Source organism: Mesorhizobium sp. B3-1-6 (assembly GCF_006439555.1).
Lineage (GTDB): Bacteria > Pseudomonadota > Alphaproteobacteria > Rhizobiales > Rhizobiaceae > Mesorhizobium.
Window position 1 is genome coordinate 34,642 of sequence record NZ_VFTM01000028.1, and the last position, 24,322, is coordinate 58,963.

The following is a 24,322-nucleotide window of genomic DNA, read 5'->3' on the forward strand; positions in this document are numbered from 1 at the left end:
TTTTCATGCATGTCGTTGCCCAGAACCGCGGCGCACTTGTGGGCGACATGCATTAGTTTGAGGATCGACCATGCTTGACATCAAATGGATTCGCGACAACCCGAAGGCCCTTGTCGAGGCGCTGGTGAAGCGCTCGTGGCCGGCGGGCGAGGCGCAGTCCACGGTCGACGATCTGGTCGCGAAGGACGAGGCGCGGCGTTCGCATCTCAGCGAGCTGCAGGTCAAGCAGGAGCGTCGCAACGCCGCCTCGAAGGAGATCGGCAACGCCATGCGTTCGGGCGATTTAGCGCTTGCCGAGAAGCTCAAGGGCGAAGTTAGCGACATCAAGGTGTTCATCCAGAATGGCGAGGCGCGCGAGCGCGAGCTCGACAAGGCGCTGGACGACGCGCTTGCCGTGCTGCCCAACGTGCCGCTCGACGACGTGCCGGTCGGCAAGGACGAACACAATAACGAGGAGAGGCACAGATTTCCGAGAGACTTTCTAGACTTGGAGAAGCCGCTTGCGATGAGGCCTCCGAGTTTTCCGTTCGTAAAACATTCGGAAACTAGCCTCTCAAACGCCCCTCGTCCGCGGGAGCACTTCGAAATTGGCGAAGCGCTTGGCATGATGGATTTCGAGCGGGCGGCAAAACTTTCCGGCTCCCGTTTCACGGTGCTGAAGGGTGGACTGGCGCGCCTGGAGCGCGCGCTTGGCCAGTTCATGCTCAACCTGCATACTAACGAGCACGAATATACCGAGATACAGCCGCCACTACTGGTCAACTCTGATGCTATGTATGGTACTGGTCAGCTTCCAAAGTTTGGAGAGGACTTATTTTTTAGTACTGAAAAGAGGCAGGTAGATCAGTTAGAAAAAGCTTTAAAGAGCTCTGTTTTCCTTTTTCAGAACTTTAAGAAGAATAGCGCTAATACCAAGATACAATCATTTAGCTCTGTCATTAATTCTCTCAAAGATAATTTCTCTCAGGATTTTGTGTATAGCGTAGCTCTCAATGCGTTGGCGCAATCTGATGTTAAGCTCCCATCGCCTCGATGGAAGCGTGCTTTGGAGAGGCAAGCAAAGAACACGAAACAGGGAACGCCTACCAAACTTTGGATGATCCCAACTGCAGAGGTGCCTCTCACGAACATGGTGCGTGGTCAAATTCTCGATAGTGATTCATTGCCTCTTCGATACGTAGCACTGACGCCTTGTTTCCGTCTTGAAGCAGGCTCGGCCGGCCGCGACACGCGGGGCATGCTTCGCCAGCACCAGTTCTACAAGGTAGAGCTGGTCTCGATCACCGACCAAGAGAACTCGATCAAAGAACATGAGCGCATGACGGAGTGCGCCGAGGCGGTTTTGAAAAAACTAGAACTGCCGTTCCGCACGGTGACGCTATGCACCGGCGACATGGGTTTCGGCGCGCGCAAGACCTACGACATCGAGGTCTGGCTGCCGGGGCAGAACGCCTATCGCGAAATCTCGTCCTGCTCGGTCTGCGGCGATTTCCAGGCCAGGCGCATGGATGCCCGCTACAAGGACAAGGACGGCAAGGGCAATCGCTTCGTCCATACGTTGAACGGCTCGGGCACCGCGGTCGGCCGCGCTCTCATAGCCGTCATCGAAAACTACCAGAATGAGGATGGCAGCGTAACCATTCCTGAAGTGCTGCGGCCTTACATGGGTGGTCTTACCAAGATCGAATCGAAGTGACCGCATGCGCATTCTCCTGACCAACGATGACGGCATCCACGCTGAGGGGCTGGCGTCGCTCGAACGCATAGCCCGCACGCTGTCGGACGATGTCTGGGTGGTGGCGCCCGAGCAGGACCAGTCCGGCTATGCGCATTCGCTGTCGATTTCGGAGCCGCTCCGGCTGCGCAAGATCGGCGAGAAGCATTACGCCGTGCGCGGCACGCCGACCGACTGCGTCATCATGGGCACGAAAAAGATCCTGCCCGGACCGCCGGACCTGATCCTGTCCGGCGTCAATTCCGGTGCCAACATCGCCGACGACGTCACCTATTCCGGCACCGTTGCGGGCGCCATGGAAGGAGCGCTGCTCGGCGTGCGCTCGATCGCGGTCAGCCAGGCCTATTCCTATGTCGGCGAGGACCGCGTCGTTCCTTACGAGACGACCGAGGCGCTGGCGCCGGCGCTGCTCAAGCGCCTGGTGGAAACGCCGCTGCCGGAAGGCGTGCTGCTCAATGTCAATTTCCCCAACTGCGCCCCCGACGAAGTGGAGGGCACCGTCGTCACCGCGCAGGGCAAGCTGGTGCACAGCCTGTGGGTCGACGAGCGGCGCGACGGGCGCGGCCTGCCTTACTACTGGCTGCGTTTCGGCCGCGAGCCGGTCGAAGGCAAGAAGGGCACGGACCTTTATGCAATGCGCAACCGGCTGGTGTCGGTGACGCCGCTGCAACTCGACCTCACCGCCCATGAACTCCGCGACCAGCTGACCAAGGCGCTGTCATGAACAAGGCGTTGGCATGAACACGGTTTTGGCATGAACACGGGCATGGACGACCGCGAAGGTTTCGCCGCTTTCCTGCTCAGGCTGCGGGGCAGGGGCACGGCGCCGAAAGCGCTGGTCGCGGCCTTCGAGGCGACGCCAAGGCGTGGTTTCCTGTCGGCCCAGTTCCATGCGATCGCCTGGTCGGACGGCATGCTGCCGATCGAATGCGGCGAAGCAATCGAGGGCGCCGATCTGCAGGCGGCGGTGATCGCAGCGCTTCACATCGAGCCGGGCAATCGCGTGCTCGAGATCGGCACCGGCTCGGGTTACACGGCAGCCGTCATGTCGCGGCTTGCGGCGCGCATCATCACCATCGACCGCTACAAAACCCTGACCGAGCAGGCCAAGCAGCGCTTCGAGGCGCTTGCCATCAGCAACGTCATCACCCGCCAGGCCGATGGCTCCAACGGCCTGCCCAATGAAGGGCCGTTCGACCGCATCGTCGCCTGGGCGGCCTTCGACAACCTGCCGCGCTTCCTGCTCGACCAACTGTCGAGCGGCGGCATCGTCATCGCGCCGATCGGCCCGGAGGAGGGCGAGCAGGTGCTGGCCAAACTCACCAAGGTGGGCAGCCGCTTCGAGCGCGAGGACATCGGCATGGTCAGGCTGCAGCCGATCCTGCGCAGCATCGCCGCGGTGATCTAAAGCGCGTCGCGTCGAAACGGATTCAGGCGACGCGCTTTAAGGCTTTGTTTTCATGCATGTCGTTATCGCAAAACCGCTGCACACTTTTGCGCGACATGCATTAGCTTTTCTCAACCGTTCCAGTGGAAGTTCAGCCGCAAGCCGACCAGATCGACGTCCTGGCCGATCCGATCCGTGCCGAACGGAAAGGGCAGCCCGACGGCCGCGAAAGCAGTGGTCTTGTCGGGCATGAACAGGTGATCGTATTCGATTGCGAGTGACCAATTCGGGGCGAAGCCGTATTCGAGGCCCGCGCCCAGCGCGCCGCCCCACCGGGTCTGATCGCCGGTCTTGCCAGCGGGGATATCCGGGGGAAAGAGGACCTCAAAACGGTCGTGAGTCACGGCCGCGCCGCCTTTGACGTAAAAGAGAGCGTTGTCGACGCTGTATCCGACCTGGGCCGTCAGCAGCCCAAACCAGTCGACGCGGGAACGATCTATAAAAGGGGGAATGAATTCGCTGACATTGGAACCCTTCAGATCGGCCCAATTGCCTTGCGCTTCGAGCCCGAACACCCAGTCGTTGCGCTGCCAGCGATAGCCAAGCTGTGCGCCGACGGTGCCGCCGGTGGCGTTGCGACAGCCCTCACTGAAAGACAGGCCGGCAAGTTGAGCGTCCCAGCATGAGTGGCTCGATCCCCAGCCGCCATTGGCGCCGATGTAGAAGCCACTCCAGTCATAGCTCGCGGCGACAGGCGTTTCGGTGAGATCGGCGGCGGATGCAGGCGCAGCCGCGGCCAAGGCAGCGGCAAACGCCGCGGCGACGAGAAAACATTTCATTGAAGGACCCTCCCAAGTTCCCTGACGGTATCGGAACTCGATCCGGAAATCCCGTTACCTGGAAGCAACACTCGGGAATATTTGAATCCAAACTATACTTGGATAGGAGACTGCGGCGTCCGGGCCGATCACTTCGATGTTCGGCGATTGAACTTTGTTCCCGGCCCGGCAAATGAAGCGAAGCCCACGGTCCCAAGAACCAGCCGCGAATGCGCCGGAAAGCCGGGATGTCCGCGTCGCCGTCGCCCGGATTTTGGCCGCGCCAAAATTTCCGCCAATGTTTTAAGAAAATTTTCGCCGGATTCTAATGGGTTAACCGGCCAGTAACATTAACGCGCTTTAATTACAGCCAGTTTGTACCGGGTCTGTGCGGGTTAGTGCGATGCAATTCAATCACTTGAAGGCAAACAGACGCAATCTGGCGCGCGGTTGCGCTGTCCTGATGATTGCCGGCGCGGCGGCCGGGTGCAGTTCCCAGTCGATGCGCTTCAACGGTGTCGATGATGTCTTCACATCCTCCACCAACAATCAGCGTGCCATCATCAACAAGCAGAATGTCGACCAGCCCTATCCGGGCGACACTGTCGCGCCTGCGCCGGTTGACGGCACCCACACCCAGTCGGTGAGCCGCTCCAGCCTCGAGCCGGTCACCGCCCAGCAACTGCCGCCTCCGTCGGCGCCGGCTGCGGCAAAGCCGATGCGTACCGCTTCGGCTCCCGCCCTCGCGCCGGCTCCGGCGCTTGCTCCTGCGCCGCATCTCGACAGGACGGCCACCGGCACGGTTGCCGCGGCCAAGCCGTTCAAGACCGCCGAGCCCGATGCGAGCGCTGCGCCGCACGCGACCGAAATCGTGGTGCGGGACGGCGAGACACTTTCGGGCCTGGCAGCGCACTACCATGTGCCGGCCGATGCCATCGCCAAGGTCAACGGGATCGATCCGAAGAAGGGCATTCGCAGCGGCCAGAAGATCGTCATTCCCGCCTATGCCTATTCCAGCAAGACGGAGCCAAGGGTCGCCGAAGGCAAGCCGACGAACACGCCGAAGCAGCCCGTGCCGGAAAAGGTCGCTGTGCTGCCGCAGCAGCCCAAGGTCAAGGACGGCAAGTCGGCCGCTCAGGTCGATGCATCGGCCGCGGCCAGCGGCTCGAAGAACCCCAAGCCCGTGCCGCGGATGGCCGAGGCCAAGCCGGCTGGCGCCGGCGGCTCCTACACCGTGCAGCAGGGCGACTCGCTGTCCTCGATCGCCAGGAAGACCGGCGTCAGCGTCGTGGCGCTGAAGCAGGCCAACGGCATGCAGGACGGCCTCCTCAAGATCGGCCAGACGCTCAAGGTTCCGGCCGGCGGCACGGTCGTGGCATCCGCCAAGTCTGCCGCTGCCAAGCCTGCCGTCGATCCTGTGACAACCGCGACGACGCCGCCGCCGGCGAAGACCACGCCGTCGCAGACGCTCGCCTCCTATACGCCGCCGAAGAAAGACGCCAAGGTCATCCAGCAGGCCGAGGACGACGATGCGGTGGCGCCCGACGCGACCGGCATCGGCAAGATGCGCTGGCCGGTGCGCGGCCGCGTGATCTCCGGCTTCGGTTCCGGCAAGGACGGCGTCGACATCGCGGTGCCGGAAGGAACGCCGATCAAGGCGGCCGAGAACGGCGTCGTCATCTATGCCGGCGACGGTCTCAAGGAATTCGGCAACACCGTGCTGGTGCGGCACGAGAACGGCCTGGTCACCGTCTATGGCCACGCAAGCTCGATCGAGGTGCAGCGCGGCCAGAAGGTCAAGCGCGGCCAGGAGATCGCGCTGTCGGGCATGAGCGGCACGACCGACTCGCCCAAGCTGCACTTCGAAGTGCGCAAGAATTCGGCCCCGGTCGATCCGACCGGCTATCTCGAATAGAACAAGAACCGTTTTGCGGGCCGCCTGACCTCCAGTCCGCCCCGCCGTCTTCAGCCCGCTCCGCAAGGAGCGGGCTTTTTCAGTTTTTGCTTTGGCCGTGAGAACCGAAGGCTCGGTTCGCGATCATGGCCAGGCCTAATCCTTCAGCGGCTTGCCAAGCCGGCCGGCGAGGTCCTGGGTGAACTGCCAGGCGACACGCCCGGAGCGGCTGCCGCGCGTGGTTGCCCATTCCAGCGCCTCGGCGCGCAGCTGCTCGGGGTCGGTCGCCAGGCCGTGATAGCGGACATAGCCGTCGATCATGTCGAGATACTCGTCCTGCGAGCATTTGTGGAAGCCGAGCCACAGGCCGAAACGGTCGGAAAGCGAGACTTTTTCCTCCACCGCTTCCGAGGGGTTGATGGCGGTCGAGCGCTCATTGTCGATCATGTCGCGCGGCAACAGATGCCGCCGGTTGGACGTGGCGTAGAAGATGACGTTGGCGGGGCGGCCCTCGACGCCGCCTTCGAGCGCCGCCTTCAGCGACTTGTATGACGTGTCGTCATGGTCGAAGGAGAGGTCGTCGCAGAAGAGGATGAAGCGGTAGGGCGCTGCCTTCAGGAGGCCCATCAGCTTGGGCAGCGTGTCGATGTCCTCGCGGTGGATCTCGATCAGCTTCAGCGGCCGGTCGAGCTTGTCGGAGGCGTTGACGGTGGCATGCACGGCCTTGACCAGGGATGATTTGCCCATGCCGCGCGCGCCCCACAAAAGCACGTTGTTGGCCGCATAGCCGGATGCGAAGCGCTCGGTGTTGTCGCGCAGGATATCGCGCACGCGGTCGACGCCGCGGATCAGGCCGATGTCGACGCGATTGACCTTGCGCACCGGTTCCAGAAAGCCAGGGTCCGCCTGCCAGACGAAGCAGTCGGCAACGCCTAGGTCGGTCTGCGGAACCGGCGGCGGGGCGAGGCGGGAAACCGCTTCGATCAGGCGGTCGAGTTTCTTGTTCAATGTATCCAGGCTGTCGGTCATATCAGGTCTTTTTGTTGTGATATTTCAGCATGTGGGAGCAGCTTCCACGGCGTCGCTGCAAGAACCAGGTCCAAGCTTTTGTTGGAGCATGATCTTTTCGGTGGCCTCGAAGCGGCTTCCGCTGCGACGCTCTAGCACGCCGCAAACGGCTGGAAAAGCAACGGATTGGCCTCGCAGCGCAGTTGCATTGGCAAGTTTACCGACTATATTCCGGCCAAATTTTCGCGGGGCCGCCCCGGCGGTATTTCACCATCCAGGAGTTTCTTGATGTTCGTTACACCGGCATACGCCCAGGGCGTCGGCGCTTCGCCAGACATGCTTATCTCGATTTTGCCGTTTGTCCTGATTTTCGTGATCATGTATTTTCTGATCATCCGGCCGCAGCGCGCGCAGCTGAAGAAGCGCCAGGAAATGCTTTCGGCGGTGCGCCGCGGCGACACGGTGGTGACCGGCGGCGGCTTCGTCGGCAAGGTGACCAAGGTGATCGACGACAATGAGCTGGAGATCGACCTTGGCGGCGGAACCAAGGTGACCGCGCTGCGCTCGACGATCTCGGACGTGCGCGTCAAGGGCGAACCGGTGGCGAACCAGAACGCCAAGAAGTAGGCGAAATCCCAGCGGTGATGGCCGCGGGCAGGGTTCTGACGAACGGCGGCATATGGTCTATCTTTCGCGCCTGAAGGTCATTTTGATCGGGCTTGCCCTGATCTCGATGGCCTTCGGCGCGCCGAATGTTCTCGCCGCGGTGCCCGGCGCGCATATCTTGTTTCGCCTGGATACCGACCAGGTAAAAACCCGCCGGCTGGAAGCAATGCGCGACCAGATCAGGACGCTGCTTCGCGACGCCGAACCCAGGATCAGCTATAGCGGCCTTGTCGTATCGGGCCTCACGGTTCAACTGCGCATTGGCGATCCCGCGCAAGTCGAGACCGCCAAAGCGGCACTCAAGGCGGTGATCGATTCCATTGCGGGCAAGGAAGGTCCGGTCCAGGAGTTTGCGCTGGACGATAGCGAGCGCGGCCTGTTGAAGTTCACCATGACCGATGCCGGCGCGAAGTATCGAACCTATGCCGCGCTCACACAGTCGATCGAGGTCATCAAAAATCGCCTCAACGAACTTGGCGTGGCCGATCCCGCGGTCCAGTTGACGGATGACGGCATACTGGTTCAGGCGCCAGGCGTCGCGGATTTGCACAGCTTGGCGCAAACCCTTGAGCGGCAAGGCCGACTGAGCTTCCAATTGGTCGATACGTCGACGCCTGTGAACGATGCGGTCAACGGCCAGGCGCCTGCCGGTTCAAGCGTGCTTTACACGCTGGATGATCCGCCAGTTCCCTATCTGGTCGAAGACCGGGTGCTCGTGTCGGGTGACAGCGTTCTGGACGCGGAAGCGATCCGCGACAGTTCGACAGAACAGTTTGTCGTCGCATTCCGGCTCGATTCCAAGGGTACGCAACGTTTCAAGTGGGCAACCACTCGGAATATCGGCAAGCCATTTGCGGTGATTTTGGACGGTCAGGTGATTTCGGCACCTATGATCCGTGAACCCATCGAGCATGGCACCGTGCAGATATCGGGAAATTTCACGGCCGACAGCGCCAAGGAGCTTGCCCTGTTATTCCGCACCGGCGCGCTGCCGGCGAGATTGACAATCGTCGAGGAAGCACGATAGGGCCGACCGTGGTTGGAACGCAAACCATAGCTGATAATCTAGCCGATGGCGGAACGCTGCCGCTTGTACGCCTGAACGGATAAGAACGAATGCTCTATTTCTCGCGCCTGAAGATGATCCTGATCTGGCTCGCCGTGGCCATCACAGTGATCCTCGCCGCGCCCAACCTTTTCCCGGCAAGCACGCTGGCGCAACTGCCGAGCTGGGTGCCGAAGCGGCAGATGACGCTCGGCCTCGACCTTCAGGGCGGCTCGCACATCCTGCTGCAGATGGATCAGAACGACCTGATCAAGGATCAACTGCAGACGACGCGCGACGAGATCAGGACGCTGCTGCGCGACGCCAAGATCCAATATACCGGCCTTGGCGGAACAGGCCGAACCGTGCAGGTCCGCATCAACGATGCGAGCCAGGTCGACGCCGCCAAGACCGCGCTGAAGCCGATAACCAACCCGGTCACGGCCGGTCTGTTTGCCGGTGGTTCCGTGCAGTCGATGGCGCTGGACGATTCCGAGCCGGGGCTGTTGAAGTTCACCGTTACGGATGCCGGCATCAAATATCGTACCTCGACCGCGCTTTCGCAGGCGATTGAAGTGGTGGAGCGACGCGTCAACGCGCTAGGCACGACCGAGCCGATCGTGCAGCGGCAGGGCGACGATCGCATCCTGGTCCAGGTGCCCGGGCTCCAGAATCCGCAAAGGCTCAAGGACATTATCGGCCAGACCGCCAAGCTGACGTTCCAGATGGTCGACACGTCGGTGCCGGTCCAGGACGCGATGAAGAATCGCCCGCCGGCTGGCGACTCGATCCTTTATTCGCAGGACGATCCTCCGGTTCCTTACCTGGTCGAGAACCGCGTTATCGTCTCGGGCGAAGACCTGTCGAATGCGACGCCGACTTATAATTCACAGACCAATGAGCCGGTGGTTTCGTTCACCTTCAATTCCCGCGGCGCGACGCGGTTCGGCCAGGCGACCCAGCAGAATGTCGGCAAGCCATTCGCCATCGTGCTCGACAACCAGGTGATTTCGGCGCCGGTGATCCGCGAGCCGATCCTCGGCGGCAGCGGGCAGATCTCCGGCAATTTCACGGCCGAGAGCGCCAACGACCTCGCCGTCTTGCTGCGCGCCGGCGCCCTGCCGGCCAAATTGACCATCATCGAAGAGCGTACCGTCGGCCCGGGCCTTGGTCAGGACTCCATCCACGCCGGCAAGGTGGCGGGTGTGATCGGCTCAATCCTCGTCGTCGCCTTCATGTTCGTCGCCTATGGTTTCCTCGGTTTCATCGCCAATATCGCTTTGGCCGTGCACGTGGCGATGATCGTCGGCGCGCTGTCGCTGCTCGGCGCCACGCTGACCTTGCCCGGTATCGCCGGTATCGTGCTCACCATCGGCATGGCGGTGGACTCCAACGTTCTGATCTATGAACGCATCCGCGAGGAGCGGCGCAACGGCCGCTCGGTCATCCAGGCGATCGACACCGGCTTCTCCAAGGCGCTTGCGACAATCGTCGATTCCAACGTCACCTCGCTGATCGCGACCGTCGTGCTGTTCTTTCTGGGCACCGGTCCCGTGAAGGGCTTCGCCATCACCTATGCCATCGGCATTCTGACGACGGTCTTCACCGCCTTCACCTTCACCCGCATGCTGGTGTCGATCTGGCTGCGCCGCGCTCGTCCGAAGGAATTGCCGCGCGCGCCGGTCACCTTCATTCCGCCGGGCACGAAGATCCCGTTCATGGGCATCCGCCGCTGGACATTTGCTCTCTCCAGCACGTTGTCGATCCTGTCGGTCGTCGGGTTCCTGACACTTGGCATCAACTACGGCATCGACTTCAAGGGCGGCTCGCTGATCGAGGTGCAGTCCAAAAAGGGCGATGCCGATCTTGGCGATATCCGCAGCAGGCTCTCCGAGCTCAACATCGGCGAGATCCAGGTGCAGCAGTTCGGCGCGCCGAACGACGTGCTGATCCGTGTCGGCACGCAGGACGCCGGCGAGAACGCCGAGCAGACCGTCATCGACAAGGTGCGGGGCGAATTGCAGGACCAGTATGATTTCCGCCGCGTCGAAGTGGTGGGTCCGACGGTTTCCGGCGAGCTCGCCAAGCAGGGCACCATCGCCATGCTGATCGCTCTGGCCGGCATCCTGCTCTATGTCTGGTTCCGCTTCGAATGGCAGTTCGCCGTCGGCGCCATCGTCGCCACGGTGCACGATGTGGTGATGACGATCGGCTTCTTCGTCCTGACAGGACTTGAGTTCAACCAATCGTCGCTGGCGGCGATCCTGACCATCATCGGCTATTCGCTGAACGACACCATCGTCGTCTATGACCGCGTGCGCGAGGATCTGCGAAAATACAAGAAGATGCCGCTGCCGCAGCTCTTGAACAACGCCATCAACGAGACGCTGTCGAGAACCACGCTGACCTCTGTCACCACATCCCTGGCGCTGTTGGCGCTGGTGCTGTTCGGCGGCGAGGTGATCCGCTCCTTCACGCTGGCAATGCTGTTCGGCGTGGTGTTCGGCACCTATTCGTCGATCTTCATCGCCGCGCCGCTGCTGATCCTGTTCCGGTTGCGGCCGCAGGCCGCGACCGAAGAAGAGAAGAAGCCGGTGAACGGCAAGGCCGTGGCGACCTGACGCCGTCAGAGCCGGATGATTTCAGGTCGAGCCGACCTGAAAATCATCCGGCTCCAAATCAAAGAGATAGAGCATGATGTCGTCCGAAAACCGCTCCACACTTTTCGGCATCATGCTCTAGACCCATGGCCAAAGGCATCATCATCCGCGAGGCGCATTTCCCGGGCAAGGCGCCGATCGAGGCCTATGGCAATGGCGGCTTCCGTTTTGCCGACATGTCGCATCGGGGCTCGCTGCTCGTCCTGCCGTCGGGCATCCATGGTTGGGAGCCGGCCGATCCGCTGGCGCTGAAGGCCTCGGATTTCGACAGGCTGTTCGCCGAGGCCGGCAGGGTGGAGATCCTGCTGGTCGGCATGGGCAAGGAATTGCGGCCGCTGCCGGCGGCGCTGCGCGCCGCTCTCAAGGAGGCCGGGATCTCGGCAGACCCGATGTCGACCGGGGCGGCGGTGCGGACCTACAACGTGCTGCTCGCCGAAGACCGCGCGGTGGCCGCAGCGCTGATCGCCGTCGACTGAATGGCCGGCACGTCCAACATCGCCAAGAATGGCGACGTCGTCATGGATGCGGTGCGCGCCGCCGACCATGACCGGTATCTGTCGGCGCTCTACGCGCCGGCGGACAGGCGCGACATGCTGCTCGCGCTCTACGCCTTCAACGCCGAGATCGCCGGCGTGCGCGATCGCATCCACGAGCCACTGCCGGGTGAGGTCAGGCTGCAATGGTGGCGCGACGTCATCGCGACCGACGGGCCGGAGGAGACCGGCCATCCGATCGCCGATGCCCTGAAGGCCGCGATCGTCGGCAATCATCTGCCGAAATCCGCTTTCGACAACATGCTCGAGGCGCGCATCTTCGATCTCTATGACGATCCGATGCCGTCGCGAACCGACCTTGAGGGCTATTGCGGCGAAACGGCCGCTGCGCTGATCCAGCTTGCGGCCATGGCGCTCGATCCGGTCGTGGCGCCGCGCTTTGCCGAACTGGCGGGCCGGGCCGGTTGCGCTCAGGCCATCACCGGCCTGCTGCTTCTGCTGCCGCTGCATCGCCGGCGCGGCCAGTGTTTCGTGCCCGCGGACATCCTGGCGGCCGCCGGCACGACGCCGGAAGAGTTCGTCAAAGGCGAGGGCGGGGCCGGCGCCGAACGCGCGGTCGCTGCTATGATCGCGCTGGCGCGGGAGCATCTCAGCGCCTTCGAGAAAGGCGCGCCGGCGCTTCCTGTTGCGCTGCGGCCTGCTTTCCTGCCGTTGGCGCTGACGCGCGCCTATCTCGACAAGATGGAGAAGGCGGGCGGGTCGCCGCTCGGCTCGACGACGACGCTCTCCACCCTGCGCCGCCATTGGCTGCTCCTGCGTCATGCGATGCGGGGCTGGACGCCCCTTTGACGTAAACGTCAATCATGCTAGGGATTCCGTCTATGTGGACTCGCGTCGAAGAAATGCGGGCCGCCGGAGGAGTAGCCTTTCCATGAGCCTGCCAGTCCTGGTCGTTCTTGTCGTGTTCGGCATCGCCTTGTCCGTCGCCGCCGTGCACTTCACCGGCGGTACGACGACCGCGATGCTTGCCGGACCGGATCAGGCGCTCGCACGCTTTGCCGAGGATTTTCCCGACGAGAGGCCGAGTATCGTGCGGCTGACAGCCGACAGCCATGCCGCGTTTCTCGATCTTGGCCCGCAGCGTTGCGGCATCGTCCAGAGCATAGGCGACTGTTTTCTGACGCGCATCGTCAGGCCGCGAGACGTTCTGGTGCTGGCCAGGGAGGGGAATGTGGTGTCGATGCGGTCGAACGATTTCACCTGGAAGGGCGGCACGTTCGTCTTTGCCGACGAGGCCGGCGCGCTGGCCGTGGCGGCGGCGCTGCAAGGCCGTGATCAGATCCGAAAGGCTGCGTGATGGATGAGTATAATTTCCCGCAGGTCACCCAGCTTGCCATTCCGTTCTTCGTCGCGGCGATCCTGATCGAGCTCTGGCTGGTGCGCAGCGGCCGCGCCAAGGGATCGTTCGAAACGCGCGATACGCTGACCAGCCTGATGATGGGAACGGGCAATGTCGTCGCCGGACTGCTGCTCGGCGTCGTGTCCTACTGGGCGCTGCTCTGGCTTTGGCAGTTCCGCTTCTTCAATCTCGGCCCGTCGATCTGGGTGTTTTTGGCCGCCTTCCTGCTCGATGATTTGCGCTACTATGTCTATCACCGCATCGCGCACCGGGTGCGCTGGGTGTGGGCCGAGCACGTCAACCATCACTCCAGCCAGCACTACAATCTCTCGACGGCGCTGAGGCAAAGCTGGACAGGGCTATTCACCTTCACCTTCATCCTGCAAGCGCCGCTGGTGCTGCTCGGTTTCCATCCGGCGGTGATCGCCTTCGTCTTCGGCTTCAACCTTGTCTGGCAGTTCTGGATCCATACCGAGACGATCGGCAAGATGTGGGGCTGGTTCGAATTCATCTTCAACACGCCCTCGCATCACCGCGTCCATCACGCCACCAATCCGCGCTATCTCGACGCCAACTATGCCGGCACGCTGATCATCTGGGATCGCATGTTCGGCACCTTCGTCGAGGAACTGGAGCAGGACCGGCCGCGCTACGGCATCGTCAAGAACATCGGCACCTTCAATCCGCTGAAGGTGGCATTCCATGAATGGATCGGCATGTTCAAGGATGCGCTTGCGCCGGGGCTGACGCTTGCCCAGCGGTTGAACTATCTCATCCAGCCGCCGGGCTGGAGCCATGACGGCTCGCGCGATACGTCCGAGACGCTGAAGGCGGCTTATGTGCGGAGGAATCCGGGAGAGGCAGGAAAGCCCGGATTGCCAGGGATGGGTGCCGAGCCGGCGGAGTAGGACCCCTTCAGGATGGAGCGCTCGACCCACCGTCTCGAATCAATGTCTCGTAGTCGCGACCGCCGTAGAAGATGTTGATGATGCGAACGACATCGCTTTCGACAACGTAGATGATGACGGCAGAATGCTCGAAAGGGACGGTTCGCAAGCCTAGTACGATATCGTCGCGAGTTCGGCCGCCGCGAGGGGCGTTGCCGATGTTCTGGCAGCGGTCTTCGATGCGCAGAACGAATTTCAACGCGACGTGAGGGTTTCCGCTAGCCTCGACTATGTGTCTGAAAATATTAGCGAGATCATCTCTCGCGCTTTGGCTGTATTCGACTTCAAGCCGCTGAATCATCGTCGGGGCTCGAATACTCGGCAAACAGCCCTTGAAGATGAGCGCGCACCTGTTCTCCTGAAAGGTTCGGCCTCTTGTCCTCGATCGAAGCCTTCACCCGCGCCCGGATCGATGCCATTCGCTCGGCATGTTCTTCCTCTTCGCGCTGGAAGGCGCGGAGCGCTGCGCGGACGACTTCGCTGGCCGAGCCGAAAGACCCGTCCTCGACTTTCTCGCGGATCATGCGCGCCATGGCAGGCGTTACGGTGATGGATAGTTTCTCGGCAGATTCCATTGACATCGCTCCATGTATATAAAGTGGGATGATATCCTACTTTATATGCATGGCCAGTGGGAGAGAAAAGCTTATTCGGCTGCCTCAGCTCTGCCCGGCAGCCCCAACCATGCCCTGCATTCAGCCAGGGCGCGGGAGGTGATGGCGTGCCTTTTGGCGACGGTCTTGTCCTTGCCGCGCAGACGCTTGCCTTCGGTCTTCGTTGCTTCCACGGGTGGAAACAGGCCGAAATTGACGTTCATCGGCTGGAAGGAGCGTTTGCCGGGCTCGTCGTCCGAGACGATGTGGCCGCCGGTGATGTGGTTGAGCAGTGCGCCGAAGGCGGTGGTCGGCGGCGGCAGGGCGGGCATCTGGCCAAGCCGTTCGGCGGCGGCGAAGCGGCCGGCGAGCAGGCCGATGGCGGCGCTTTCGACATAGCCTTCGCAGCCGGTGATCTGGCCGGCAAAGCGCAGGCCCGGACGCGATTTGAGCTGCAGCGACGGATCGAGCAGCGTCGGCGAGTTGATGTAGGTGTTGCGGTGCAGGCCGCCGAGACGCGCGAAGTCCGCGTTTTCAAGGCCGGGGATGGTGCGGAAGATGCGCACCTGCTCGGCATGCTTCAGCTTGGTCTGGAAGCCGACCATGTTGTAGAGCGTGCCCAGCGCATTGTCCTGGCGAAGCTGCACCACCGCATAGGCCTTGACCGTCGGGTTGTGGACGTTGGTCAGCCCCATCGGCTTCATCGGCCCGTAGCGCAGGGTCTCGACACCGCGCTCGGCCATCACCTCGATCGGCAGGCAGCCGTCGAAATAGGGCGTGCCTTCCCACTCTTTGAACTCGGTCTTTTGGCCGTCGAGCAGCGCCTGGACGAAGGCGAGATACTGGTCCTTGTCCATCGGGCAGTTGATGTAGTCCTTGCCGGTGCCGCCGGGGCCGACCTTGTCGTAGCGCGACTGGAACCAGGCCGTGTTCATGTCGATCGTGTCGAAATGCACGATCGGCGCGATCGCGTCGAAGAAAGCGAGCGCATCGGCGCCGGTCGCCTCGGCGATCGACTGCGCCAGCGAAGGCGCCGTCAGCGGGCCGGTGGCGATGATCGCCTGGTCCCAATCCTTGGGCGGCAGTCCCGGCACTTCCTCGCGCTGGATGGCGATCAGCGGATGCGCCTCGATCTTCGCGGTGACCGCATCGGAAAAGCCGTCGCGGTCGACCGCCAGCGCACCGCCGGCCGGAACCTGGTTGGCGTCGCCGGCGCTCATGATCAGCGAGCCGGCAAGCCGCATTTCGGCATGCAGCAGGCCGACCGCATTGTTTTCGGCGTCGTCGGAGCGGAAGGAGTTCGAGCAGACGAGCTCGGCCAGACTGTCGGTCTTGTGGGCGTCGGTGCCGCGCACCGGGCGCATTTCATGCAGCACGACCGGAACGCCGGCCTCAGCGATCTGCCATGCAGCCTCGGAACCGGCGAGGCCGCCGCCAATGACATGTACGGGATTTTTGCTCATGAGCGCCGCAATAGTCGCTTGGCGGCACGATTGCAATTGCCGGCCGGCAACGGGCGAAGTCAGAAGCCTGCGCCGAAAACAACAACACCCGCCGGGGGAGGAGGTCCGGCGGGTGTCGTTTTGGGGGTCGATCCTCGGGAGGAGGTGAAGATCGACCTTATTCGCCATTGCCGGGGAGGAGGTCGGCTTTGACGAAATTCCTTATCGCCCTTGAGGACGAAAATTCTTTTCGCCTTTGAGAAGGGGCGAAACCTTCGAAGACGAACTACGTTCGCTTCGGGAACAACGCCCGCCGGGGGAGGAGGTCCGGCGGGCGCCGTTTCAGTGGTCAACCCTCGGGAGGAGGTGAAGGTTGACCGTATCCGTCAGGGTCGGGGAGGAGGTCGACCCTGGCGAAATTCCTTAGATCGCCTTGCGGGCGACCATCTTGATCTCGTCGCGAACGATGCCGAGATCGTGGAGCTGGCGGTTCGAAAGCCGACCCAGCTCAGTAACGGTGTCGCGATAGACGCGCCAGTTACGATAGCTGCGGATCAGGTTCATTGTCTTAACTCTCTTCAAAACTGGTTCGGACCATTTGCGGTCCGAAGCGGATTAGACCGCCTTGCGGGCGACGTAGTGGATGTCGCTGCGGCTGATGCCGAGGTCGGTCAGTTCACGGTTCGACAGGCGGTTCAGCTCGGAGACGGTGTCCCGGTAGCGGCGCCAGTTGCGGTAGTTGCGGATCAGGTTCATGGTACTTCTCGTTTCGTCTTTGGTTCGGATCATTCCGTTTGCGTACGAACAGAAAATAGGTGGGATCATATCGGTTTAAAAGTGCCGTTGGCGCATGGCAGCAATGCAAATTGTGCAATGCAACATTAACGGCCATTCACGCCTGCGTCACAAAGAAGGCCGAATCGGAAAATGCCGCCGCGTCAACGGCTTGGCTGTTCCGGCTAAGGAAATGACCAGGCTTCGGGGGAAAGCATGGCGGGCTATGCAACACAGGTTAGGGCGGATATCGCGCGATGGCGGGAGGCCGGGCTGATCGATCCCGCCACGGCGGAGGCATTGACACGCGACGTCGCCGCCAACGAGCGGGCGTCACTGAGTTTCGGCTCCATCCTGGCGATGATGGCGGCGCTTTTGTTCGGCGCAGCGATCCTGATTTTCGTCGCCGCCAACTGGGAGGCCATCCCGCGGCTCGTTCGCGTGGCGGCCCTGTTTGCCGTCATCCTCGCAGGCTATGTCGGCGGCGCGGTGCTGAAGACGCGCGACCATGCCGCGGTCGGCGAGGCGCTGTGGATCGTCGCCGCCGCCGCCTTCGGCGGCTCGATCGCACTCATCGGCCAGATGTACCACCTCTCGGGCGACGAGGCCTCGGCGCTGTTGACATGGTGCGCCGGCACGGCGCTGGCGGCGGTGGCGCTGCGTTCCAATCCGCTGACCGTGGCGGCGGTCGGCATCGCCGACGCCTGGCTGGTCCTCAAGGGGTTCGGCTTCTACTGGCGCGCGGAGATCCCGCATCTCTTCATCGTCATGGCGGTCGTGCTGTTCGCCATTTCGTTCTGGACGCGCAGCCGGGCCGCGCGCCACCTCATCATTCTGTCTGTCATTTTCTATCTGGTTTTGCTGGCGACGGATCACGACACGCTGCCGGTGGCGGTTTCGCTGGCCGTCATATCGGCGCTGCTGTTTGCCGCTTCGGTCTTTACGGGCGATCCGATCGACAGGATCCTTCAGCTGGGCGGCCGGTTGCCCTTGCACGCCTTGTTCGGCTTCCTCACCGGCATGGCGATCGTCCAGTTCGAGCTGGCGGATGAAAGCACTTACAACAATGGTTTCGCCGTCGCCTCGATCGTGGCGCTTGCCGGCATCGTGGCGGCGATCATGCTGGCCGGCCGCGAGAGCAGGGGCCTGCGCTGGCTGGCCTATGCCGGCTTCGCCTTCGAACTCGCCATTATCTATGGCGTCACCTTGCGGTCGATGCTGGATACGGCCGGCTTCTTCCTGGCGGCTGCCGTGCTGCTCGGCATACTGGCGCTGATCATCATCCGCATCGAGAAGCGCATGAGAGCGCCCGCCGAGACAGGAGCAGCCGCATGACCGGCAACAAACTCATCATCTCGGCGCTGGTGCTGGCGCTCGTCCAGATCGGCTTCCTCAGTTGGATCATCGCCGGCCGGGCCGCGATCCTGCGCAACGGCAAGGAAGTGCTCCTGAAAGTCCAACCCGTCGATCCGCGCGATCTCCTGCGCGGCGACTATATCTCGCTCAACAACAACATTTCACGCATCCCGGTGAAGCTGATCGCCAATGTCCCGCAAGGCAAGTTCTCCAGCGATGACACATCGATCGTGGTCCGGCTGAAAAAGGGCGCCGACGGTTATTGGCAGCCAGCCGCGGCGTGGTTCGGCCGGGCGCCGGCGCCTGCCGGCCCGGACGAAGCCAACATTGGCGGACGCGTCGCGGAGGGCTGGGACCTTCGTGATCCGGAAGCGACGATCGCGCCCGACTATGGGATCGACCGCTTCTATCTACCGGAAGGCGAAGGAGTGGCTATCCAGGACGATATGCGTGTGCGGCCGTTCGGCATCAAGCTCGCGCTCGCGTCCGACGGCACGACACAGATCAAGGCGCTGATGGACGGCGACAAGACGCTGTTCGAGGAGCCGCTTTATTAGAGTGTATAGAGGGCTTGAGGTCAGTGTCCGCGCTATCGGTGGTCCGGTTATCGCTGGACACTCCCTGTCTCTGCGATAATTTTGGGATAGGGACCGATCGAAATCGTATAGCTAAAGTTTGCTGCGCCTTTTTCCTGCTTGTGTTTCGAGGGGCTGCGCACAGCCCAGTCGTAGACGCCCGAGACCATGCAGCGATCCTTAGTGCAGGTGACCACGATGCTGTCATTGCGGACGCTATATCCGCGTTCAGGCCATCGCCGGTAATAGTTCCTCTTGTTGTCAATGATCGACCTCAAGTTCGTCAGCCTGCCATAATAATCGACCTTGGGAGCGTAGGACGCCTGAACTTGGGCAAGAGCGAAATCGTCGTTGTCGCCATGATGCTCGATGAGATCCCTGACGAAGGCGACCGCAATGCTTTCCGGCAGTTGCCTGGCGTCTGGTGCAGGAGCGGACACGGGCGCAGGATTTGGCCTCGTTAACACCTGTGAAATATCTGCCGGCGATTGGTTCGCTGCGGCATTGGTCACACGCAACTCAGCCATTTCGCTGGCCGATAGATACCTTATGTCATGCTTGCCATAGCTCGAACCCAATTCTATCAGCTTGGGGTCCACTCCCATCTCGACCACATAGGATGTGATTGCAGCCGTTCCGAGCTGGACGCGGGCCTTCGCTTCTTCGGTGGACATCCTGTCAGCCGGTTTGAGAAACGCCCGGTGAATGCCGATAGAACTTGGTTCGGCAACACGGTGTATGCCACCCAGGAAGGCCAGTGAGCAGGCTGAAGCGCACTGCAATTGGCTAACCTGAAGCGTATCCAAACCTGCTGCGCGGATCATACGCCCCAACCGAATAGCACCGCCCACATTGCCACCAGGGGAGTTGAATACAATCACCTTGGCCCCGCTGCTCACAACCGCGCGGCTGAAGCCGTTCAAGGACTCATTGGCGCCAAACTCACCGGAGACAATGAGCATTGGCCGCTGACCCGGAAGAGAAGCAGGAGTGTACTCCAACGCCTCAACCTGAGACGCTGCTGCCGCGAGAGCTGACCCAACCCCCAGGACTAGAGAAATTACACGCACAATCTGACAGAGCCCCGACCCGCCTATTGCAAGTAAGAACCGGTTAAAGGGCTATTTCAAGTGCATCTGGATGAGCAAAGCGGGGTTGTCTCCGAGAGCGTGAGGGCCTTGCGTGCGCCGCCAGGAGATGGCGCCGGTCCTCCTTCGACAAGGCTTCGGAGGATACCTTCGGCTCTTCGAGCCTCAGGTGGTGGCCTGCCATCCGAAGCTCGAAGAGCGAAGGATGGTGCGGATGAAGGGACTCGAACCCCCACGCCTTTCGGCACTGGAACCTAAATCCAGGGCGTCTACCAATTCCGCCACATCCGCTTTCCCCGGCAATCCCATGTAGCCATCATTCTGTCAATGTCGGCGCCCAAGTCATGCTATCCGTTAAAGCGCGTCGCGTCGAAATGGATTCAGGTGACGCGCTTTAAGTCTTTTGATGCATGCCTTTCGCCCAAAACCGCCGCGCACTTTTGGGCGGCATGCATTGAAGCGAAGATGGTTGAAAATTAGCCTAGCCTGTGACAAAAGGCGTGTCGAATGTGACGGAATGTGAATTTCCGCCTCTGCAAGGTGCGAAAAGTTATAGTAAAAACAAGAACTTATTCGCATTTGGCAAGGCGCAGTTCAGGAGGATTTGAACCGCATTAGCGGTCAAATCGCCAGGTTCCGTCCCAAAAGCCATTTCCGGCAAGATCATACCGGCAGGCTGTAAACGGCTAAGAACCGTTTGGCAGTCTCATTGTTGAAAACAAAGGTTCTAGGATGCAGGTCACCGAAACGCTCAACTCCGGTCTCAAGCGCGAGATCAAGATCACCGTGCCGGCCGGTGACATGGAAGCCAAGCTGATGGCGCGGCTGACCGACGCCCGCGACAAGGTGCGCATCAACGGCTTCCGCCCGGGCAAGGTGCCGGTGCAGCACCTGCGCAAAATGTACGGCAAGTCGTTCATGGCCGAGGTCGTCAACGAGATCCTCAACGACTCGACCCGTTCGATCATTTCGGGGCGCGGCGAAAAGGCCGCCATGCAGCCCGAAGTGATCATGACCGAGGACGAGAAAGAGGCCGAGAAGATCCTGGCCGGCGGCGCCGATTTCGAATTCAGCCTCAACTACGAAGTCATCCCGCCGATCGAGATCAAGAATTTCTCCGACATCAAGGTGACGCGTCAAGTCTATGACGTGCCGGAATCGGAAGTCGACGACCAGGTCAAGCGCGTTGCGGAATCGGCGCGCAGCTACGAGCCGAAGACCGGCAAGGCCGCCGAGGGCGACCGTGTGAGCATCGACTATGTCGGCAAGATCGACGGCGAGGCTTTCGCCGGCGGCGCCGGCACCGACCAGCCGCTGGTGCTCGGCTCAAAGGAGTTCATCCCCGGCTTCGAGGACCAGCTGATCGGCGCGAAGGCCGGCGACGAGAAACAGGTCACCGTCACGTTCCCGGAAAACTACCAGGCGGCGCATCTGGCCGGCAAGGAAGCCACCTTCGACGTCACCGTCAAGGAGGTGTCGGCGCCCGGCGCGCTCGAGGTCAATGACGAGACGGCCAAGAATCTCGGCCTGGAATCGCTGGAGCGCCTGCGCGAGATCGTGCGCGGCCAGATCGAGAACCAGTTCGGCTCGATGACCCGCCAGAAGGTGAAGCGCCAGCTGCTCGACCAGCTCGACGCGTCCTACTCGTTCGAAGCGCCCTCCAAGCTCGTCGAGGCCGAGTTCAACAACATCTGGGCCCAGGTCAACCGCGACCTCGAAGCCGCCGGCCGGACCTTCGCCGACGAGGAGACGACGGAAGAAGAGGCGCGCGCCGAATATATGCGTCTTGCCGAGCGTCGCGTGCGCCTTGGCCTCGTGCTCGCCGAGATCGGCGAGAAGGCCGGCGTCACCGTGTCGGACGAGGAACTGCAGCGCGGCCTGTTCGAGCAGGTGCGCCGCTTCCCGGCAAACCAGCAGCAGGAAGCCTTCGAGTATTATCGCAGCAACCCGGAAGCCATCAACGCGCTGCGCGCGCCGATGTTCGAGGAGAAGGTCGTCGACTACCTGCTCGGCCAGATCTCGGTCGACGACGTCAAGGTCGGCAAGGACGAGCTGATGGCCGACGACGAGGAGGCCGAGACCGCGACCAAGGCGAAGCCGGCCAAGAAGGCCTCTTCGAAGAAGGCCGAGGCAAAGGAGGGCGAAGCCGCCGACGAGGCGGAAGAGCCGAAGAAGAAGGCCGCGCCGAAAAAGAAAACCGCCAAGGAAGCCGAGTAACAGCTTCCAATCCATCGATTTCGAAAGGCCGCCTCCGGGCGGCCTTTTTCGTTGTGAGGTACTCATTGTGGCGGCGCGGCAACACTGACAACTTGTCTTGATGGCCCACCGCTGGCGATACGGAGCGTTGAACATTATCTGCGCTTCATCGCATCCGTGGCTGTTTGGAGGCATTGGTGAGGCTGGGGTTCATGATGAGGGACGTGGTCGTCGCCGCGGCGCTCTTGTTTGCCGCGGCCGCAGGTGTCGCCCGGGCCGAGCCGGATCTCGGCAACTGGAGCGTTGGCGCCGGCGACGACGGCCAGATCACGGCATCGCTGCATGCCAGCAACAAGCTGATCACCGGCGGCGGGGCCTTGGGTTACAGCCCGGTGCTGACCCTTGCTTGCCGGCCCGGTGGCGAACCGCGCTGGAGCGAATGGCTGCAGCTCAACGATGCCGTTTCCGCCAGCCGCAAGATCACCATCTCCGTCGTGGTCGACGGCGGCGGCAAAACCGATGAAAGCTGGTCGGTCGGCCCGCGCGGCAGACAGCTGGTCAGGGACGGGAACGACGGCATCAAGCGTCTGGCTTCAGCGAACCGGCTGACGCTGTCGTGGCGCTTCGGCCTCCTGTCCGGACGCGGCGAGGCCGATTTCGAACTCGCGGGCCTCTCCGAAGCGATCGGACAGATCGCGGCAAGCTGCAAAACCGATCCGCCCTGATCCCACCGCTTAAAACAGGCTTTCCAGTTCTGCGGCCGTCATCACGCGCCCGAACACCTTGCCGATGATGGCGAGCGTCGCATTGTGCGAGGCCTCGTCCAGCCCGCCATTGGCATCGCTGACGAAAGCCACCTTGTAGTCGCGCATGAAGGCGCTGCGGGCCGTCGATTCGCAGCAGATGCTGGTCACCGTGCCGATGATGATGACGGTGTCGACCTGGCCGGCGCCGCGGATGTTGCGCAGCACCGTTTCCAATTGGGTGTTGTGGAACGCATCGTAGCGGTGCTTCTTGATGATCACCTCGCCCGGCAAGGGAGCGAGTTCCGCCACGATCCTGGTGCCGGCGCTGCCTTCCCGCATGCCTTTGGCCTTCAGCCTTGGCTGGTAGGCGGTCTCGAGCGGGGAGATGTTGAAATGATCGCTCAGCACATGCTGCGTGTAGACCACCGGGACACCAGTCGCGCGGCACAGTTCGACCACCTGCCGCATAACGGGAATGCGATGCCGCGCCATCGCGACTTCCATCACCGCGCCTTCATCGACGAAGTCGCTCTGCATGTCGATGACCAGCAGGGCGGCGCGTTCTTTGTCGAACGGCCATGGTTCGTTGCCGTGCTGAGGCATTGCTGTCTTCCTGTCGTTTGATGGCGGCCAGATGCCCTTTATCATAAATCTGGTCGAAATGGCCGTGGGCCATCCGCCTGTCGCTCATAGCCAAAACCTTCGCCAAGGCCGGCTTTTCTATCCATTGGGCCCATTCTGTGGTATGCAGGTGCCGCAATTCCACTGAAGAGACGCGAACAATCCGCTGTACCGTCCAGGGCACAACAGCGCGAGGCCGGTGTGGAGCGGATCCGTCCGACGTAAATGACCATCAGGGAGGAAATGCGATGCGTGCAATTGCGCTTTTCATCGTGTTGTCCGCGACGACCTTCTTCGTGAGCCCATCGCAGGCGCAGGACGCCGCCGCGGGTGAGAAGGTCTTTACCAAGTGCAAGGTCTGCCACGTTGCGGACCAGGACCAGAACAAGATTGGCCCGTCCCTGCACGGTGTCATCGGGCGCGTCGCGGGCACACACCCCAATTTCACCTATTCCGCGGCCATGATCGCGGCCGGAAAATCCGGCATCAAATGGGACGAACCCACGCTCACCAAATATCTCCACGATCCCAAGGCGATGGTCAAAGGGACGAAGATGGCGTTCCCCGGTCTGGAGGATGACCAAGACATAGCCAACGTTATCGCCTACCTGAAACAGTATTCCAAGTAGCGGCCGTCGCGGGCCCCATTAGGTGGTCGCCCGCTGAAGGAAGATGGTCGGCAATTGCGCTGTTGAGATGTCGCGCGCCGTCTCGCTACGCCGGCAGCGCAAAGAACCCCAACAGCAGCAGGATGGCTATGCCAAGGCCGAGTATGAGAAGCGTCCGCGTATCCATGACGTTCACCTTCGCATCTTGAGAATACCGAAAAAGAACCTGTGGAGCCAGCACGCTGCCGCGGCTGGCCATTGGCCGGCGTC

Annotated in this window: 25 protein-coding genes and 1 tRNA gene; 16 read left to right on the forward strand and 10 right to left on the reverse strand. The window is 61.9% G+C overall.

All coding sequences use genetic code 11. The features are described 5' to 3' along the window. Nucleotides 1-70 precede the first annotated feature (70 nt). From serS to FJ414_RS23130, 3 genes are read left to right on the forward strand one after another with little or no spacing between them, the layout of a single operon-like run. The gene (gene serS, locus FJ414_RS23120; protein ID WP_140646706.1) at nucleotides 71-1,696 is read left to right on the forward strand and encodes a serine--tRNA ligase; all 1,626 of its coding nucleotides are present in this window, start codon (nucleotides 71-73) and stop codon (nucleotides 1,694-1,696) included. 4 nt (nucleotides 1,697-1,700) lie between these two features. Then, nucleotides 1,701-2,459: a 5'/3'-nucleotidase SurE gene (gene surE / locus FJ414_RS23125; RefSeq protein WP_140646707.1), complete on the forward strand. Its 759-nt coding sequence runs from the start codon at nucleotides 1,701-1,703 to the stop codon at nucleotides 2,457-2,459. A gap of 30 nt (nucleotides 2,460-2,489) precedes the next feature. Then, a complete protein-coding gene (locus FJ414_RS23130; RefSeq protein WP_140646708.1) occupies nucleotides 2,490-3,143 on the forward strand; it encodes a protein-L-isoaspartate(D-aspartate) O-methyltransferase in 654 nt (217 codons plus the stop codon). A 110-nt stretch (nucleotides 3,144-3,253) separates the two neighbouring features. Here the strand turns inward: FJ414_RS23130 and FJ414_RS23135 are convergent, their stop codons facing one another. After that, nucleotides 3,254-3,961: an outer membrane beta-barrel protein gene (locus tag FJ414_RS23135; RefSeq protein WP_140646709.1), complete on the reverse strand. Its 708-nt coding sequence runs from the start codon at nucleotides 3,959-3,961 to the stop codon at nucleotides 3,254-3,256. 382 nt (nucleotides 3,962-4,343) lie between these two features. Here FJ414_RS23135 and FJ414_RS23140 point away from each other — a divergent pair, with 382 nt between their 5' ends. Continuing rightward, a complete protein-coding gene (locus FJ414_RS23140; protein ID WP_140646710.1) occupies nucleotides 4,344-5,855 on the forward strand; it encodes a peptidoglycan DD-metalloendopeptidase family protein in 1,512 nt (503 codons plus the stop codon). A 135-nt stretch (nucleotides 5,856-5,990) separates the two neighbouring features. On the opposite strand, the gene FJ414_RS23145 is transcribed toward FJ414_RS23140, so the two are convergent. Next, nucleotides 5,991-6,863, reverse strand: coding sequence for an ATP-binding protein (locus FJ414_RS23145; RefSeq protein ID WP_140646711.1), 873 nt, complete (start codon nucleotides 6,861-6,863; stop codon nucleotides 5,991-5,993). Between the two features lie 267 nt (nucleotides 6,864-7,130). On the opposite strand from FJ414_RS23145, the gene yajC reads away from it, so the two are divergent. The 7 genes from yajC to FJ414_RS23180 all read left to right on the forward strand — a co-directional run bounded on the left by yajC (nucleotide 7,131) and on the right by FJ414_RS23180 (nucleotide 14,014). Beyond that, complete coding sequence (gene yajC, locus FJ414_RS23150; protein WP_095765024.1) at nucleotides 7,131-7,469, forward strand: preprotein translocase subunit YajC; 339 nt, start codon at nucleotides 7,131-7,133, stop codon at nucleotides 7,467-7,469. A gap of 52 nt (nucleotides 7,470-7,521) precedes the next feature. Continuing rightward, nucleotides 7,522-8,535, forward strand: a complete 1,014-nt coding sequence (locus tag FJ414_RS23155) for a hypothetical protein (protein WP_140646712.1) — start codon at nucleotides 7,522-7,524, stop codon at nucleotides 8,533-8,535. Between the two features lie 89 nt (nucleotides 8,536-8,624). Continuing rightward, on the forward strand, nucleotides 8,625-11,174 hold the full coding sequence (gene secDF / locus FJ414_RS23160) for a protein translocase subunit SecDF (RefSeq protein ID WP_140646713.1): 2,550 nt from the start codon (nucleotides 8,625-8,627) through the stop codon (nucleotides 11,172-11,174). Between the two features lie 125 nt (nucleotides 11,175-11,299). Beyond that, on the forward strand, nucleotides 11,300-11,689 hold the full coding sequence (locus FJ414_RS23165) for an Mth938-like domain-containing protein (protein ID WP_140646714.1): 390 nt from the start codon (nucleotides 11,300-11,302) through the stop codon (nucleotides 11,687-11,689). After that, nucleotides 11,690-12,556 (forward strand): phytoene/squalene synthase family protein, encoded by an 867-nt coding sequence (locus FJ414_RS23170; protein ID WP_246672482.1) that lies wholly within the window; start codon nucleotides 11,690-11,692, stop codon nucleotides 12,554-12,556. It abuts the gene before it with no gap. 82 nt (nucleotides 12,557-12,638) lie between these two features. After that, nucleotides 12,639-13,064 (forward strand): hypothetical protein, encoded by a 426-nt coding sequence (locus FJ414_RS23175; RefSeq protein ID WP_140646715.1) that lies wholly within the window; start codon nucleotides 12,639-12,641, stop codon nucleotides 13,062-13,064. Next, nucleotides 13,064-14,014, forward strand: coding sequence for a sterol desaturase family protein (locus FJ414_RS23180; RefSeq protein WP_181181689.1), 951 nt, complete (start codon nucleotides 13,064-13,066; stop codon nucleotides 14,012-14,014). Before FJ414_RS23175 ends, FJ414_RS23180 begins: the two co-directional genes overlap by 1 nt. A 7-nt stretch (nucleotides 14,015-14,021) precedes the next feature. Here FJ414_RS23180 and FJ414_RS23185 read toward each other — a convergent pair whose 3' ends face one another. The 5 genes from FJ414_RS23185 to FJ414_RS23205 form a co-directional block, all read right to left on the reverse strand. Continuing rightward, a complete protein-coding gene (locus tag FJ414_RS23185; protein WP_181181690.1) occupies nucleotides 14,022-14,354 on the reverse strand; it encodes a type II toxin-antitoxin system RelE/ParE family toxin in 333 nt (110 codons plus the stop codon). Further along, complete coding sequence (locus tag FJ414_RS23190; RefSeq protein WP_140646717.1) at nucleotides 14,338-14,628, reverse strand: type II toxin-antitoxin system ParD family antitoxin; 291 nt, start codon at nucleotides 14,626-14,628, stop codon at nucleotides 14,338-14,340. The genes FJ414_RS23185 and FJ414_RS23190 overlap by 17 nt, the downstream gene beginning before the upstream one ends. A 71-nt stretch (nucleotides 14,629-14,699) precedes the next feature. Beyond that, nucleotides 14,700-16,109 (reverse strand): methylenetetrahydrofolate--tRNA-(uracil(54)-C(5))-methyltransferase (FADH(2)-oxidizing) TrmFO, encoded by a 1,410-nt coding sequence (trmFO, locus tag FJ414_RS23195; RefSeq protein ID WP_140646718.1) that lies wholly within the window; start codon nucleotides 16,107-16,109, stop codon nucleotides 14,700-14,702. A gap of 402 nt (nucleotides 16,110-16,511) precedes the next feature. Beyond that, a complete protein-coding gene (locus FJ414_RS23200; RefSeq protein ID WP_084508100.1) occupies nucleotides 16,512-16,652 on the reverse strand; it encodes a DUF1127 domain-containing protein in 141 nt (46 codons plus the stop codon). Between the two features lie 51 nt (nucleotides 16,653-16,703). Next, nucleotides 16,704-16,844: a DUF1127 domain-containing protein gene (locus tag FJ414_RS23205; protein WP_095765031.1), complete on the reverse strand. Its 141-nt coding sequence runs from the start codon at nucleotides 16,842-16,844 to the stop codon at nucleotides 16,704-16,706. Between the two features lie 234 nt (nucleotides 16,845-17,078). Here FJ414_RS23205 and FJ414_RS23210 point away from each other — a divergent pair, with 234 nt between their 5' ends. Both FJ414_RS23210 and FJ414_RS23215 read left to right on the forward strand, forming a co-directional pair. After that, nucleotides 17,079-18,197: a DUF2157 domain-containing protein gene (locus FJ414_RS23210; RefSeq protein WP_140646719.1), complete on the forward strand. Its 1,119-nt coding sequence runs from the start codon at nucleotides 17,079-17,081 to the stop codon at nucleotides 18,195-18,197. Next, the gene (locus tag FJ414_RS23215; RefSeq protein WP_140646720.1) at nucleotides 18,194-18,775 is read left to right on the forward strand and encodes a GDYXXLXY domain-containing protein; all 582 of its coding nucleotides are present in this window, start codon (nucleotides 18,194-18,196) and stop codon (nucleotides 18,773-18,775) included. The genes FJ414_RS23210 and FJ414_RS23215 overlap by 4 nt, the downstream gene beginning before the upstream one ends. Before the next feature lie 47 nt (nucleotides 18,776-18,822). Here the strand turns inward: FJ414_RS23215 and FJ414_RS23220 are convergent, their stop codons facing one another. Together FJ414_RS23220 and FJ414_RS23225 are read right to left on the reverse strand one after the other, a co-directional pair. Further along, on the reverse strand, nucleotides 18,823-19,755 hold the full coding sequence (locus FJ414_RS23220) for a hypothetical protein (RefSeq protein ID WP_140646721.1): 933 nt from the start codon (nucleotides 19,753-19,755) through the stop codon (nucleotides 18,823-18,825). A gap of 332 nt (nucleotides 19,756-20,087) precedes the next feature. Further along, nucleotides 20,088-20,172: transfer RNA gene (locus tag FJ414_RS23225), tRNA-Leu, on the reverse strand. 441 nt (nucleotides 20,173-20,613) lie between these two features. Here FJ414_RS23225 and tig point away from each other — a divergent pair. Both tig and FJ414_RS23235 read left to right on the forward strand, forming a co-directional pair. After that, a complete protein-coding gene (gene tig / locus FJ414_RS23230) occupies nucleotides 20,614-22,098 on the forward strand; it encodes a trigger factor (RefSeq protein ID WP_140646722.1) in 1,485 nt (494 codons plus the stop codon). A 194-nt stretch (nucleotides 22,099-22,292) separates the two neighbouring features. Continuing rightward, nucleotides 22,293-22,802, forward strand: coding sequence for a hypothetical protein (locus FJ414_RS23235; protein WP_246672485.1), 510 nt, complete (start codon nucleotides 22,293-22,295; stop codon nucleotides 22,800-22,802). Between the two features lie 9 nt (nucleotides 22,803-22,811). Here FJ414_RS23235 and FJ414_RS23240 read toward each other — a convergent pair whose 3' ends face one another. Beyond that, entirely contained in the window at nucleotides 22,812-23,426 is a 615-nt protein-coding gene (locus tag FJ414_RS23240) for an isochorismatase family cysteine hydrolase (protein WP_181181691.1), read from the reverse strand. A gap of 266 nt (nucleotides 23,427-23,692) precedes the next feature. Here FJ414_RS23240 and FJ414_RS23245 point away from each other — a divergent pair, with 266 nt between their 5' ends. Then, nucleotides 23,693-24,073: a cytochrome c family protein gene (locus tag FJ414_RS23245; protein WP_140646724.1), complete on the forward strand. Its 381-nt coding sequence runs from the start codon at nucleotides 23,693-23,695 to the stop codon at nucleotides 24,071-24,073. Nucleotides 24,074-24,322 lie beyond the last annotated feature (249 nt).